Annotated in this window: 10 protein-coding genes; all 10 read right to left on the reverse strand. The window is 41.9% G+C overall.

What is annotated here, in order from left to right:
- Positions 1–144 precede the first annotated feature (144 nt).
- Entirely contained in the window at positions 145–3,192 is a 3,048-nt protein-coding gene (locus FPZ44_RS16945; protein WP_186786114.1) for an S-layer homology domain-containing protein, read from the reverse strand.
- Positions 3,193–3,808: 616 nt separating this feature from the next.
- Positions 3,809–7,810, reverse strand: coding sequence for an S-layer homology domain-containing protein (locus FPZ44_RS16950; RefSeq protein WP_144991995.1), 4,002 nt, complete (start codon positions 7,808–7,810; stop codon positions 3,809–3,811).
- A 212-nt stretch (positions 7,811–8,022) separates the two neighbouring features.
- Positions 8,023–9,150, reverse strand: a complete 1,128-nt coding sequence (locus FPZ44_RS16955) for an MraY family glycosyltransferase (protein WP_144991997.1) — start codon at positions 9,148–9,150, stop codon at positions 8,023–8,025.
- Positions 9,151–9,267: 117 nt separating this feature from the next.
- Complete coding sequence (locus tag FPZ44_RS16960) at positions 9,268–10,023, reverse strand: WecB/TagA/CpsF family glycosyltransferase (RefSeq protein ID WP_144992716.1); 756 nt, start codon at positions 10,021–10,023, stop codon at positions 9,268–9,270.
- A gap of 8 nt (positions 10,024–10,031) precedes the next feature.
- Positions 10,032–11,159, reverse strand: coding sequence for a polysaccharide pyruvyl transferase CsaB (gene csaB, locus FPZ44_RS16965; protein WP_144991999.1), 1,128 nt, complete (start codon positions 11,157–11,159; stop codon positions 10,032–10,034).
- Entirely contained in the window at positions 11,135–13,144 is a 2,010-nt protein-coding gene (locus FPZ44_RS16970) for a DUF5693 family protein (RefSeq protein ID WP_144992001.1), read from the reverse strand. The genes csaB and FPZ44_RS16970 overlap by 25 nt, the downstream gene beginning before the upstream one ends.
- Before the next feature lie 144 nt (positions 13,145–13,288).
- Positions 13,289–13,726, reverse strand: coding sequence for a 3-hydroxyacyl-ACP dehydratase FabZ (fabZ, locus tag FPZ44_RS16975; protein WP_144992003.1), 438 nt, complete (start codon positions 13,724–13,726; stop codon positions 13,289–13,291).
- Between the two features lie 192 nt (positions 13,727–13,918).
- Complete coding sequence (locus FPZ44_RS16980) at positions 13,919–14,443, reverse strand: CDP-alcohol phosphatidyltransferase family protein (protein WP_186786115.1); 525 nt, start codon at positions 14,441–14,443, stop codon at positions 13,919–13,921.
- Between the two features lie 154 nt (positions 14,444–14,597).
- Positions 14,598–14,933 (reverse strand): DNA-directed RNA polymerase subunit beta, encoded by a 336-nt coding sequence (locus FPZ44_RS16985; protein ID WP_144992007.1) that lies wholly within the window; start codon positions 14,931–14,933, stop codon positions 14,598–14,600.
- A gap of 21 nt (positions 14,934–14,954) precedes the next feature.
- Positions 14,955–15,797, reverse strand: coding sequence for a flagellar hook-basal body protein (locus FPZ44_RS16990; protein WP_144992009.1), 843 nt, complete (start codon positions 15,795–15,797; stop codon positions 14,955–14,957).
- Between the last annotated feature and the right edge of the window lie 19 nt (positions 15,798–15,816).

Here is a 15,816-nt window from a genome sequence, read left to right on the forward strand (position 1 = left end):
CATATCAATGCATATACTAATACTTTACCTTTAATTGTATCAGCTGGATAGTTAAAAATAATTAATACTTTATGATTTTATTATGATAAAGAAAAAAGGTGTTTAACAGGAGACCCTGTTAAACACCTTTTTAGTTAGCTATTATTACTCAACTACAGAGATTACCAAGTCAGTTGCAACGCCATGTACAGCTACTGTCGCGTAGATGTAGTCTTTAGCTGCAAGTTTGCCAGTAATTACGCCGTTTTCAACCTTAGCAGTTTTAGATTCAACCTTAGTAACAACAACAGTTGAGCTTGCTACGTTGTTAAGGTGACCTTTCAAGCCGTATTGATCTTCAGCTTTGATTACAGAAAGGATGTCACGTACGTTATTGAAGCCAGTAGTTACTTCGATCAACTGACCATCAACTTTCTTAATTGCTGGTGTTTTAACAGCATCCACAGCGTCTTTATCTGTTTCAACTTTAGTGATGGATTGAGCTTTGTTAGATACAGTAATTGTTTGCTCAAGTCTAACAGGGTTCACTTCAGAACCTTTAACAAGAACTTGCAATTTCACATCTACAGACTCATTGTTACCCAAGTTAGCTACGTTAGCTTTAAGCTTCTTGTTACCTTCTACAGTGATGTAGTTAGCATCAGCAACAACAGTGTAGTCTTCTGGGCTCAACACTACTTTAGTACCGTTAGCACGCTTACCAACTACTTCAAGCTCTTTGGAGTAAGTAGCATCTGTTACGGAACCGAAGATGTTAGTTTTACCAGCATACAAGCTGCCGATAGCTTTAACTTCGTAAGAACCGATGTTCTCTTTGTCAACTACGCTTACAGCTGCAGTTGTTTGGGAATCAGCGATAACCTTGAAGCCATTAGCATCTTTCTTGTAAAGAGCTAATTCAAAGCGAGCATCACCTTTATCTAGAGTTGTGAATTTGATTTCAGCGGCAGATTTGCCGTTGAAGAACAATTTATCACCGTCTCTGTAAGTAGCACCAGTTACACCTGCATCTTTAAGTTGTTTACCAGCTACAAGCTTACCGTAGTTCTCAATTGCGATGTAAACATCGTCAGCAAGCTTATCAGCTTTGATTTCACGAGAGTACTGATCAATTACATCGATGCTACCTGGTTTGATAGTGAATGTAGCGTTTGAACCGTATGCAGTGTTGAACTCTTTGTCGAATCCTTTAACTGCATCAGCTTCAGCTTTCTTCTTAACATCGATTGTGATAGAGTTCATTGCTGCGTTGTTGTTTACTTGCGTTGTAAACACAACTTGACGACCTTCATTTGCTGGAACTTGGAACTCGAAGAATCCTTCACGAGTCTTTTTGTCCTCAACAAGTTTCAAGTTGTCGCTAAGTTGAAGAGATTTATCAACATTAACGTATCTGTTCAAGTCAGAGAACTTAGTAACTTTGTTACCTTTTGCATCGTAAGCTTCGAATGGAATCTTCGCAGTTCCATCACCAGCAGCTACTTCAGCTTCAGGTTGGAATAGTTTAAAGGTCTTCAATTCAGTACCTTGACCAACAGTCACTTTGTGGGAGAACTGTTTGCCGCTACCGAAAGCAGTAACTTTAATTTCTACGTCGCCTGTAGTACGGAACATGCTGTTACCAGGGTTTTTGAACTTGATAGCGAATTGATCGCCGTTTTTACCTTGGTTGATTACTGCTTTGTTTTCTACATCCAATGCCATAGGATTGGAAGATACAACAAGCAAGTTATTTTCTACATCGTTCTTATCGATACGGTTACCGTATTGATCTTTAACGTCGATCAAAAGGTAGAACTCGTCTTTAGTGAAGTCAGTTGTTGAAGTCAATTCTCTGCCATCGATGTTGTAGATTTCTTTGAATTCTACTTCAGATGCACGAGCTGGGAATCCAACGTTAACAGTTTTGTTTTCAACAATACCAGCGTTGTTATCATAAACCATAAGAACGATTGGCTCATTGTACATGAACTTAGTTTTATTTCCGCTGTTATCAGTAGGAGCAGCGATAGTCAAAAGACCATCTTTAGCTTCTTTGTAGCTACCTTTGGAAATAGTCCAAGTCAAGTTAGCAATTTTGGAAGCATCTTCACCGTATTGGTTCAATACTTTGTAACCAATTTTAAGCTCATCGTAGTCGTTGTTTGTAGCAGCTTTGTCGCCAACGATTTCGATATCAGTTACTTTTTCTGCTTCAACTTTAGCTTTAGCAGAGACAGTTTTGTCGCCTACTACCAAGTTGATTGTGTACTCACCTTCGGAAAGCTTGTTGGAAGCTTCAACGCGGTAAGTCAATTTGTCTTCGGAGTAAGTAGCAGTTTTCACGTCGATAGCCGTGGAACCACGCTTAACTTCGAATTTAGCTTTAGCTGTATCAACTGTACGGTTAAGCTTAACTTCGAAAGTTTTAGCACCTACAGTTTTAGCTTCGATTGCAAGAGCTTGCAATGTAACTTTAACTTGGTGTTTAGCACCTTTATGTGTAACTTCTACAGTAGTCTCTTTACCTTCTACAAGAGCAGTGTCAAGAGTATGTTTTACAGTTTCACCATCAGTGAACTTAACTTCGATTGTTTTCTCGTCGATTACTTTAACGGAATCAACTTTAACAGAAGTTTTTTGTTTGATGTCGTAAGCTGCTTCTACCAATACAGCACGTTGAACTGGAACGTTCCATTTGCCGTCTACGGAGAAGTCAAAGCCAGCTGCTTTGATTGCTGCAACATAGCCGTAAGCCCATTTGGATACGCCTTCTACTGCAGGAGCATCTTCAACTTTTTTCAAGCCAAGAGCCAATGCGAAGGATTTCGCCATTTGCTCACCAGTTACTTTACCTTTAAGATCGAACTTCTCGTTACCTACGCCGGACATGAAGCCAGCTTTAGTAACAGCTTCTACATAACCTTTAGCCCAGTGAGTGCTGTAGCCTTTGTCTTTGAAGGAGTTACCTTCTTCTTTGGACAAACCAGCAGTTAGAGCCAAGATCTTAGCGAACTGAGCACGGTCAGTGTGAAGGTTAAGTTGTGGATCGATGTTACCGTTTTTGTCTTTAACACCAGCGAAGATACCATCTTTCACCAATGCATCAAATTTTTCTTTAGTTGTGAGTTGTGCTTCAGCACCGAATGCTACGTTTGCGAACATAGAGAACGCCATAGCAACGGAAAGCAGCATAGCCAATCTTTTCTTCATAACCTTTTTTTCTCCTCCTCTAAATTGCTTCGGTTGTTGAGAGTGTTGCTCTGAAAGATTTCTCATTTCCCTCATCGCCGATTCACCCCCTTCCTATAAGTAGAGCGAAATGGTTTATAAAAATGAAGTCTGTAACATGAGTCATGTCACAGAAACTCGTAATCGAATTGGGATTAAATAGAGATAATTCTTCCACTCTAGACATTATACATGTACCAAAGCCTAGCGTAAAGTATATTTTTGTGAAAAACAGGGAAGACTAATAAATTATTTCCGCTTGTTTTTCGACTTCATGTAATTAAACGCGCTAGTTGCAAAAAAGTTGCGGCTAGAGCAAAAAAACTTTTTTCTTTTTCAGAACTCGCCATAGTTAATGCTTTATGACGCTGCAAAAAAAGCACGAAATAAGCACTGCCCCATTACTTTGTAAAATCTCTAATTACATAATAAACCATAGTAATTATTAATCTCGTAAATATTTAAACAATCTAATTTAAATAGCATCGTGATTTACAATTCATTTTAGAAGAGAGTCGAAGTAAAGGATTCTGCTTCGACTCTCCGTTGAGTCATTAATTACATTCAGGCAATGTTCTAATCAAGTCAGCTAAATCAATTAAGACATCTTAGGCAGTTTCTTTAAATCAATCATTACTTTTGCAATTACAACTGCAGCATCACCGCGTAACATGTTCGCTTCAGGATTGAACATAAAGCCTTTCTCAGGATCAGATGGATCTACTGGCATACCTTCGATAAGCCCCTTCTTAGCAATAGCAAGTACCGCTGGCTGAGCATAGTAATCTATCTTGTCAGCATCCTTAAAGAACTTCAACAAATCTTTGCGAATCTTAGAGCGATCTGTTTCCATCTTCAGGTTCATCGCTTTCGCGAGCATAACGGCAGCATCTTGACGAGTCAAGTTGGAATCTACACCGAATACGTTCGGTGAAATACCACGCACAATTCCTTCACGAGCTGCTGTTTCGATATAACGGAAATCCCATAATCCAGCAGTATTCACTTGACTTAAGTCCTGATCTGAAGGCCAATCAGCATCATCAAAGTGTCGTGGACCCTCATAATTAAGAGGCAAATCAAGAGCTCGCACGATCATACGAGTAAATTCAGCACGGGTTACATACATATCTGTTCCGAATGTAGTCAACGGTTGTTCAGGGTTCATAACCCCTTTTCCAAGTACAGCCTCAATATAGTTACGTGCATATGGATGCTGCACAACATCATTATAAGATGAGCCCAACTTAGCCACGACATAGTATCCAAACTTACGGAATGGCACTGTAATTGTGCGTTTCTTATCATCAACAACGCCGCCGATGTTTTCCCACTGTTTCAATTCTGGATCGAAACGGAACACAGTAACAAGTTTACCACCGTCTTGTGCCATATTTTTGTCATAGGACAAAGTCAGCTTCCCTTCCTTAGAAGGTACGAGTTCACGATCCATAGTACGATTGTAGAACATGCTAACAGGTGCATTCGGGAATTGATATGGATCGCTACCATGTTCAATAGGATCGTAATTTTGCTTTGTCATCAAGTCATCCGCTAGACCTGGATCAATCCAATAAACCGGGCTGGCTTTGATAAAGCTTTCTGGGAAGCTTCCACGGAATACGTTACCCGCCTGATTCATTTCCAAATCAAAGTTTGCTGGAAGTTGGTCAGCTTCAAAGTCATACTGATTTACACGACCATTTTCCGGGTTAGCGATAGAGAATAGCATTTGGTTACCAGAATATACTTGATGCTTAAACTCCTCAGACTTAGTTGCATCGCGACGTATGAGTGACGTTCCCTTTGCAAAAGTAAGTCGAAGGCTGTTATCAAATGCTTTATGAGAAGACTTCATCGACTCCATGTACTGTCCACCTGGAATACTTGTTGGCACGTACTTGACCATGATATGAGCCTTTTCAACATCGTCACCACGAGTAATTGTAAATTCAATCTTATTTTCTCGATTTGGTTTTAAGCCTGTGACAACAGTACGGAACGCGTCTTCATAAACAATTCTTCCATCATAGAATCGATCGAATTTTTGTCGTTTTGCTTCTACTTTATTGATAACTACTTTATCAGCTCCTGGGGAGTGAATAACCACTTCCAAGAAGTTTTGGTTAATAGTACGAACCTGATCAACAGGTTGAACAATCATGTACGGTACGTTAATTGGAACAACCTCGATCCGATACGTTGCTCTCGGACCGCCTTCACCGTTGTTATAAGCAGTAATATTCAATACGACAGGGCTTCCATCGATCGGAATATTCATGCCCTTAATTTTGAAAGCAAAGCTCTCCGTTTCCACAATATATTGAACTTCAATATTAGTTGCAGGAGCATTAGCCTTGCTCGGTACATCCATTATTTTAATACCATTTTCAATGACCTGGAATTCATTGCTTAATGTCCATGTCAATTTATCTTTCAAGTTTGGAGAGCTAACAACGATCTTGTACTTATCAGAATTGTCATTCGAGTTTCTAAGTTTATCGATCTCCGATGAAATTTGTGCATCTGTTTTACCTAAGTCGTAAAAATCAAATGTACCATACACATTCATCTTGCTCTCACGTGTATAGAAGATATCGCCTTTTTTCTCGAACTTAGCTTTCTCAGGCTTAGGAATCAGCACATCTTGATTCACGCTATAAGGAAACACCCCATCCGTCTTAGGGACCGGAATAACTGGAATATTAAGCGGAATAATTGTGACCGTCGTTACCTTTTCATAAATAGCTTCCTTCGTCCGGTAAACAAACTTAATCTTGTTCTCACCAATGAACAGCGCTTTAGTTGCAGCATCAACACTACTTGCAGAAAGTCTAAATTGCGTCTTGTCTGTACCGTTTGGCTCTAACATAAGTTCTGTATTATTTAAATAAAGAAATACATTGCGCTTCTCTGTAGCTGAAACATCCGTATAGCGGATAGCGTTCGGATCAGAGACATTTAACAATGAACCTTCTAAGTTTTTAAAGAATGTGTCTAGTGTTATGATATCTTGCAAATTTCCTGTTGTAGTGTCAAAAGGAATCGATCTTCCATCATAAACCGTATCGAACTTCATAAACGGACCATATAGTAATGTTACCGTTGCAAAATAAGATGTGCCTCCAAGATCGAACTCAATCGTCTGCTTACCACTGATCGGCAATGAGTTCAGCTTGTAAATGATACGTGTTAGCGTAGTCGGTACACCGTTTATATTTTCAACTACAGTACCACCTACAATTTTTCCATCAAGATCAACTTTTGTTAAAGGGTTATTTGCAGAATCTTTAATACCTTTAATCGTGATATCTTGAGAGCCATAGTTCGCGACTAAAAACTCAATAGCCGTTGGCATGGAGGACAGTTCAGCTTTATCAAGCTTGCTGCCTGAAAGATTCAATACATCGCTATCTGACATGCCGTCACGATAATTCCCCAAATAACGGATATCATGGATAATTGGCATACTCGCATCTGTCAATGTAAAGCTCATAGCTGTTCTATCTTTCGTACCAGAGACAAGATTCGTCCCTGCTAACTCCAAACGAAGCAATTGGTTCAGCTTATTTGCTAATTGACCTGTTAGATCGATATCGAACTCAACATGAACATAGTCATCTATGATTTGTTGATTTTTAATCGTGATAGGTGCCGAAGCAGTCATTCCTGTCAAAGTGTACTCCAAGCTTACAACAGGATTAGTTGCTCCTTTTTGAATCGGAATAATTGCTTTACCATGGATAATTTCGCTACCTAGGTTTAGCGTTGGATTAGATGAAAGATCGATCTTATCCGAACCGTTCAAGAAATGAACATCGTAGAAAGTGACTGTATTGTTATACAAAGCCACCTCACGTACCGTTTCAACTACTTGCGTACCGTTCAAAGCACGGATTTTAACTATGTTTTTACCTTTTGTCAGCAAAATAGGAGAGGCAAAAAACTCCCAGTTGTTATTTTTGGATACGTTAAACGTCCAACTGTTGTTATTTACGACAACTTGAACTTTTTCAGCATTCTTTGCTTTACCTGTAATACTAACTGAAGCAGTGTTACTATTGTTTGGAGACTTTGAGTTGACAATCGTAGTCCCTAATTCTTTCAATTCTTGACGAGCACCGTTCAAGGATACTTGCAAATCGGAAAGTGTTGGTCCATTACGATACTCAACATAAATGGAATCGTACACTTCCGTAGAGCCTTGCAAACCTTTAAATGTGATACGGTTCAAACCTGAGAATAATTGAAGATTAAACACCTTCAAGTTTGTACCATTCACAATGATATTTGCCGTTTGCTCCTCACGGGAAGTTACTACATGCTCTTGCCCGCCTGGAGTTATCGTAATTTGTTGCACACTATATGAGATTCCCTTTGCGCTCACACCGTTAATTGAGCCGTCCAAGGTGATACGTTCGTCACTAGTAACCCTAGCGCTTTTTGCGTCATATTGCTCATTTGGGAATACGAAAAATCCCCCGCCCGCAGCTTGAGCTACCGAACCAAATGGCAATGGCACCATTGTAATGAGAAGGGCTAATGTCAGCATAATCGCTAAGCATTTCTTCAAAGCGGGTGTCTTCCTTAGTGCTATCATTATCTTCGCTCCTTACCTAATAATTTGTGTACTCATGTTATCGGTTGGAAACATGTAAATGTTTAGATTATGATGTAAATCGATTACAAAAAGCGACAGAAAACACTAATAATCAGCTATTAGAAAATACTTAAAACATAATTAGAAAACACAAAAAACCTCCTCTCTCTAGCAATGCGCTAGGAAAGGAGGTTTTACGTAATTATTTTAAATTATGAGTCTGAACGCGACTCAACTTTTACTCGAATACGATGAAGCATATCCAGCATTGGTCTTCGTTTCTTACTTACAATACCGATGACTTCAGCTCCTAGTTGCAAAGCAACTAGCAGGATGCAGATTACTACAAAAGTAACCCAGTTCGCATGGTGCGAAGCTGCAACGGATTGAACGATAGCAAGTATACCGAAGAACGTTGCGATACCATAAATAATGAGTACCGTCTTGCGATGACTAAAGCCCAGCTCTCGCAAGCAATGATGCAAATGGCCTTTGTCAGGAGCGAAGATTGGTTTCTTCTGCAACCAACGACGAACGATAGCAAAGAACGTATCAGATAATGGCACTCCAATAATAAGAAGCGGTGTAACGAAAGATACGATTGCAACTTGCTTGAATCCTAACATAGATAAGACCGCGAGACTAAAGCCTAAAAATAATGAACCGGAGTCCCCCATAAATATGCGGGCCGGATGAAAGTTAAAGAACAAAAATCCAATAATACTGCCAAGCAGCAAGACACATAATAGAATGACTACTGGATTGCCCATAAATACAGCCATTACAAGCAGCGTAGCAATAGAAATAGCAGATACGCCAGCAGCAAGCCCGTCCAATCCATCAATTAAGTTGATTGCATTCGTTACACCAACAATCCAGAAGATAGTCAGCGGGATTGCAATCCAATCATCTATAGACAAATATTGATTGCCGAAAGGTACATTTACGAAGTTAACCGTCAGGTCAAATCCAAATACTACGACACATGCTGCAATAATTTGTCCAAGGAGCTTAACCTTAGCAGACAACTCATAAAGGTCATCCAGTGCTCCAATCAATACGATAATTGAGCCACCAGCTAAAAGCCCCCATACGAGGTTGCTGTCTCGCTCAGTAGATAACAATAGGTCAGGTGCAACAACCATTAAGCCTAACAGCGATATTACAAATGCACCGAAAATGCCGAGTCCACCCATGCGAGGCATAATCCGAGTGTGTACTTTTCGAGCATTAGGTACATCAACTGCTCCGATCTTAATAGCAAAAGCTTTAACTAACGGTGTTAAGCCAGTGGCTAAAAGCAATGCCAGCAGCCCACCAAGTACATATACGGTTACCATCGGTTATTATCAACCTCCATTTGACTCCGGATTGAATTATACTCCGTTCGAAATGGAAACACCAGCGCCCAAATCAGCAGGAAAACAGGCGATATCGAGAGATTATAGGCGAATTCATTACTTTTTCTTCACCTTTCCTTTGTCTCGCACCACTTTCCACACAAATCTAGGAAGCGCAAGCATTCGCTTATAGCGCCAAGGTTCTTTCATCAAGCGGTAGAACCATTCTAGACGCAATGAACGCATCCATTTCGGAGCTCGTTTCAACTTTCCAGAGATAACATCGAAGCTGCCGCCAACCCCCATCATAATCGGAACATTCAATTGTTCCCGATAGCGGGCAATCCACGGCTCCTGAGTTTCAGCTCCTCTAGCGACAAATAGCAAATCCGGCTGAGCCTGCACGATATCGTTAATAACGGCTTCATCTTCCTTTTCAGTAAAGAATCCATCACGGCATCCAACGATTTGCACACCTGGATACAGCTGCTGCAATCGACTGGCAGCTGCCTCGATAACTTCTGGAGCTGCTCCAAGCATATACACTTTCCAGCCCTTGTCATTGCCCACCTTCATCAATTCATAAAGCAGATCAAATCCTGTAACCCGCTCTTGCAAAGGATCTCCGATGTAATCAGCTGCCCATACGATACCTGTTCCGTCAGCCACAATAATATCCGCTTGCTCCATAATCCGCATATGATGCTCATTTTCAATCGCATTCATCAGAATAATCGGATTCGCAGTAATGACATGAGTAGGTCTTCGATCTGCAATAGCAGAAGCCATCCAGTCGACAGTCTCCTTCATCGTCATTTTAGAAAATGGCACACCATATATTGAGACTGTTGCATAATCCCTTGTCGGGTTCATCATATCACCTAGTTCGTTTGACGCAGTAACTGCACAACTTGTTTCGCTGGCAGCTCTGCTTCTTGTATAAGTTGCTGGATTACCTCTTGATGCTGCTCACGCCATCTTTCTGTATTGCTTAATACAGAAGACGCTTGTTCTGCCGCACGCTGAGGATGAAGCTGCTTAGTCGTTCCAATGGCCTGCTCACCTAAGCGATTGAGAAACTGGTCAATCTTAGGATCATAGGATACTCCCAATACAGGAACCTGCTGGGAAGCTGCATAAATGAGAGAGTGCAGCCTCATACCAACAAGTACACGACAACGACTTACTTCCTTTAGCATGTCCAAAGGATGCGGATATATCGGACTGATACTGACAGCCGAGCCATGTTTGTCTGCATTACTCAGACGCTCCATAACGTAACGGGATGCCGTCTCATCCGAGTGACCATGAAACGGAAGGAAACGAATATGCAATTGCTGCTGCTCCAACCATTGTTGCAGCATCTCCGCAATGCGGTCCATATCCGTGCGATCCTCGTTCCAAAAACGAACAGACACGCCGACAATCGGTCTTCCCTCTTCATCAAACCCGGATGATTGGGGTGTACCTGATGGAAGTCGCATTCCCATAACAGGATCAGGTACGACTTCAATAGAGCTCTTATTGAGACCCATTTTCTCCAACAAAGCTGCAGACTCCACATCACGTACAGATACGTACGCAGATCGTGAAAATACATTTTTGATAAAGGGATAAAACAGCTTGCGTTGAACGGGTCCAATTCCTTGTGCATATATAAATGTCGGCTTGCCAAGCCACTGTGCGAGTTTCAGAACACCAAGGTAATAAGGAATTGTCTTCGCACTAGTTGCATCTTGGAGCAAGCTCCCGCCCCCACTAATGAGGGCGTGACTGTTCTTTAATGCTCGTCTAACTTCACCAATTTTCATACGATGTACGGCACGAACGCCATACAATGCTGTCGTAGCAGCAGGATCTCCAGATAACACAACAGGTTCAATGCGAATTCCAGCTTCCCGTCCTGCTCGTTCTAACGCATTCAGGATCGAGTTGAGAACTGCTTCATCTCCACTGTTATTGAAGCCGTAGTAGCCAGAAATGACTACTGTTCGAACTTCGGACGCCATGCCTCCCAACACCTTTCTACCACAGTCCAAATTACCATTGCAATGACGCCGATAATTAAGCCCAGCCCCATGCCAAGCAGCGTACGCGCCAACGAAATCATAACCGGAGTATGAATGTGGGCGAAAGTATCCACCATGGACAATTGCCCAATTACCGCAATAATAAACAAGAATGAACCCCAACGATAACGGAGTGCAATGAACGCTCCAGCTAACAACATCGGGTGCGCCAATAAAAATTCTTTGTTACGCGGGCGAACACCGAATGTACTCTCAAGGAAAGTACGGAATGCCATTTCTAGAGAGCTTACCGAACCTGCATTGCCTGTACGAGACAAATAGTACATGCCGATAATGCCGACTACGCCTAACGACAATACCCAAAGAACAGTAATTGGCATAGCAAGCCAACGCTTCGCTTCCTTGAATACAGACTCGCCGCGATATAGAAATACATACAAAGCTGTCAATGCAATTGGTGCAAGATGCAATAAGCTTACGCCACGGAATTGATTGAGCACGAGGCTGTAAGTAATATTGTTCAACAATGCAATGACAAAAGGTACCGCAATTAGCGATATTAGAGAAGTTCGTACGAACAAAGCAATCGCCAAGCCTAAACGGCGGCCGATTGATGTAATTCGTGGTGACATCTCAATACGTCGTATCGCCAATATCATCGCAATGGTTGGTGCACTAATTGCTGCACCAAGAGCCAAGCCCTGTTCCAGCAATCCTGACTTCTTTAGTACAAACAAGCCAGCAGTTCCTATTAAGCCTAACACGAATGCAGGTAGCATCACAAATGGTACAAAATATGAAAGAAGAAGCGCAATTAGCGCTACAGCACCCACAACAACAAGTGCTTTCGCATATCGCTGCCAACTAGCATCCACAACTTCAAACGGAGTTGCTTGTCCAAATGAGAATCCATCTTCTGCAATCATAGCCAAGCCTTTACCTGGTTCTTGCATTGAACGAATCAAATTATCTGTAGAATCAACAACGATGTTCTTCTTCGCGTCACGCTTCACCATCGCGTTCAAATAGAACATACGAATGTTGCGGTCCTTAACAGCAAGGGCCATACGATCTCCAAGTACTTCTGGCTCATTGAATGACTCTGATTCTCCAATGGAATGGATTCGAACCACATTATAGTCAATCAAATAAGCCAATCGGTTAAAGCCTTTTTGCGGAGCTTTCAGACCCTCGATCGTTGCAATGCCAATCTGATGCTTCTTCAAAAGTTCAGCAAAATTCGCCAAACTCTTCGTTTCTTCATCATCTGTGAATCCTTTTACAGATTCACCATCGAACAAAATACGCTTCACACCTAGTTGAGCAAACTGCTCCAGCTGCTTGTCTACCTGTTCCGCATCATATGGGACAGAATCAGACAAACGAGGCACGATCGCAAATCCTTTGCTTGCCAGTAATTCCAACGCCATCGGATCATGCGGCAATGCTTGCAAAGTCGCAAATTCCATTGGCGTCTCAAGTACAAGACCTACTTTACCCTCCAGCTTCCAATCACGGACAACAACCTCAAGTTGAGTAAAGGTGCTGCGGATCATTGGAGCAAGCTGCTTCGCTTCCTCTTCGCTGTTGAATAGCACATAAGTAAAGTTTTCAGTCATAGATGGCAGCTTCCCTTGCAGCATAGCTACCTGACTTGAATTATACAAATAAATACGTTTAGCATTCTCAAGCTCACGCAAAGAGCTTTCGAACACTGCCATGGATTGAACACCCGCTTCTTTTAGCAGATCCAATCGCTCATTTAAATACGCTGTTGGATTCACTTGGTACAATGAAACATCGATCAGGTCGCGGTAGTCCATAACGACTTCAACCTGCTTCGATGATTGCTCTGTCTGTACACGTTGTACCGTAACCGCTAACGAAGCAATTACACCAATGATGACAAGAAGCCATAACCACTTCTTCGCACCACGGTTCCACTCTTCTAATTTATTAAGCACGTATTTCCCTCCTTGAAACGTTCCACCCAGCTGCCGTGCTCGCTGCTCTCTGGCAGCTTTTTTATTCAGCTTCGTTTTTCATGTATGCTTAGACATAATATGGATTGTTCACTTATAGCGAACTGGAACTGATACTGCACTAAATTAAGCTTCTTGCTTAGCAAGAGCAAATGTAATGTCGGCCTCTGCAACTACTTTGTCTCCGACTTTTGCGACTCCTCTGCCTTTACCAACCGTACCCTTTATGCGTGTAATCTCTACTTCAAGAAGCAGCGTATCACCCGGTACAACCTGTCCACGGAAACGACAATTGTCGATCCCACCGAAAAATGCAATTCGCCCGCGATTTTCTTCTTTAATAAGCATCGCAGCAGCCCCTACTTGTGCAAGCGCCTCAACGATAAGCACCCCTGGCATTACAGGGTATCCAGGAAAGTGTCCAGCAAAGAACGGTTCGTTCATCGTGACATTTTTAATACCTACCGCACGTTGGCACTCCTCGATCTCGATAATTCGGTCTACGAGCAAAAATGGATAGCGGTGAGGAATAATCTCTTGAATTTGTTGAATGTTAAGCTCCATGATAATTGGCTCCTTCCTGAATAAAAAAGCTTGATTAGGCAAATACTAAGAACATCCTTCATCGACTGCAGGCGTGAAGGTTGAGATAAGGAGCTTCTTCTTGCGGTTCGGCCGTTTATAAGAAGCTCTTTTCACTTGCATTTTGACACATGGCACTGAATCCATTTAATTATGTAACAATACTCACAACATTTAATGAATGGTATCCTTGGTTTGACCGTTTACCCTTATAATTTGTATCGAATATAAGAGCGATGTTAAGTAAGAAAATCCGATTACGATCCACAATACTGTTACTGCATACTGCCACTGAAAATAAATCATGACAATTGCTGCATACAGCAGCACCGTCGTCAGCTTACCCATAGTATTCGCCGCTAATGTCTTCTTACCCCTCAAATAGAACCATAACGAGCCCAGAATCATACCTCCATCTCGAACAAGCATGGCAGCCACTGCTAATATCGGCATATCCTTAGACCATAGTAAAGAGAACATCACTGCCAAAATCATGAGCTTATCTGCAAGCGGATCCAACATTTTTCCTACAAAGGTGATCTCATTGCGCTTGCGCGCTAAATAACCATCTAGTACGTCGGTCAATCCTGCAAATAACCACACGACAAAAGCGATATATCGTTCTCCAACAAAGAAGAGCATTAAGTAGACGGGGATGAGCACAAATCGAATCGCTGTCAGAAAATTCGGTACATTCACCCCAAAACCTCCAGTAACCCCCATTTTCTTCTTTCCTTCAACCTATTATACATGCCCGTTATCAAAAATAAAACCGCACAAAAAACACCCTGCGACACACGGGATTAGTGCCCGAATTTGTCACAAGGTGTGTATTTGTCATTTCACGAAACAATTAACCAAACACAAGATTATATACATGTATGAGAGGCTTTAACGATAAAGCCTCGGATAACTCCCCATTACCGATCACAACATAGCCAATAGCAAGACCTATATATGCCATAAGCAGACAAAGCATCGGTACAACAACAAGTCGAAACACCCATTTTAGCGCAGTGGATTTCTTTCCGATATCGTTGGAGTTGGAATGCTGTCCCTTCTTATTATCTGGCTCTGTATTGTCAGAGGAAGGAGACTTGCTTCGTTCCAATCCGCCTGCTTCTTTATAACGATTAGAGCGGCTCAACGGTTGTGAATTCGCCATTATTCGCTCTTTCCCGTTCTCCATTAACTATTCACCTACTTCGCTTTAGCCCCTCAGGCTGTTCGCTAATCCCCACATGGAATCACCAGAGGAAAGCGCCCGAGCTGCCATCTGATAGGCGCGCTGAGCTTGAATAAGATCTGCCATCTCATCCGTTAACGAGACGTTAGATTTCTCCAACATACCTTGTCGCACCGTCAATGGCAACATACCATCTGGTGGAATATTCGTCAAGTTCAACGTCGTTACTACCGTTTCTCTTGGTGTCCCTGCTGGAATGACATACAAATTGTCATCCGCCTGCATTAGCAGTTCAGGTTTCGTAGGCTCGACAATTTTCAATACCCCGACTTGAATAGGATCGCCTACGGCACTATTGTATTCAAATACTCTTCCGAGAGAGTCGATACGCAGTTCAAATCCATTTCGAATTCGGATAGGCTGATCGTTCGCGCCCATAACAACATGACCTTGCTTCGTCGTCAATATACCGCCCGGGGCAACACCAGCACGCTCATCAGGCATGAGCTGAAATTGACCTTCACGAACGAAAGCATTTCCTTCTGCAGTTTGAACTTCGAACAAGCCGTTCCCTTGCAGCGCTATGTCTGTATCAACACCTGTTGATACGAGTTCACCTAATGAGAAATCACGCTGGATACTGTTCAATCTTGAACCATAGCCTGTTGTATAACCAGATGGTGTAGCACGACCTGGTCGTTCGAAATCATCACCCTGCTGAAGAACATTTGTCATGACATCAGCAAAAGTAGCCGTCTTACGCTTGTATCCATTTGTATCTACATTAGCAACGTTATCCGCGATAACATCTAATTTATTTTGCAAACCATTCATCGCAGTCGATGCAGTGATCATAGAAATGTTCATATCAACACGCTCCTATCCG

The organism is Paenibacillus agilis (assembly GCF_007786455.1).
In the GTDB taxonomy this organism is placed as follows: Bacteria; Bacillota; Bacilli; order Paenibacillales; family Paenibacillaceae; genus Paenibacillus_B; species Paenibacillus_B agilis.

Excerpts from the sequence above, each read along its gene's own strand:
- FPZ44_RS16945 (WP_186786114.1), bottom strand. The coding sequence starts at position 3,192 with ATGAAGAAAAGATTGGCTATGCTGCTTTCCGTTGCTATGGCGTTCTCT.
- FPZ44_RS16950 (WP_144991995.1), bottom strand. The coding sequence starts at position 7,810 with ATGATAGCACTAAGGAAGACACCCGCTTTGAAGAAATGCTTAGCGATT.
- FPZ44_RS16955 (WP_144991997.1), bottom strand. The coding sequence starts at position 9,150 with ATGGTAACCGTATATGTACTTGGTGGGCTGCTGGCATTGCTTTTAGCC.
- FPZ44_RS16960 (WP_144992716.1), bottom strand. The coding sequence starts at position 10,023 with ATGAACCCGACAAGGGATTATGCAACAGTCTCAATATATGGTGTGCCA.
- csaB (WP_144991999.1), bottom strand. The coding sequence starts at position 11,159 with ATGGCGTCCGAAGTTCGAACAGTAGTCATTTCTGGCTACTACGGCTTC.
- fabZ (WP_144992003.1), bottom strand. The coding sequence starts at position 13,726 with ATGGAGCTTAACATTCAACAAATTCAAGAGATTATTCCTCACCGCTAT.
- FPZ44_RS16985 (WP_144992007.1), bottom strand. The coding sequence starts at position 14,933 with ATGGAGAACGGGAAAGAGCGAATAATGGCGAATTCACAACCGTTGAGC.
- FPZ44_RS16990 (WP_144992009.1), bottom strand. The coding sequence starts at position 15,797 with ATGAACATTTCTATGATCACTGCATCGACTGCGATGAATGGTTTGCAA.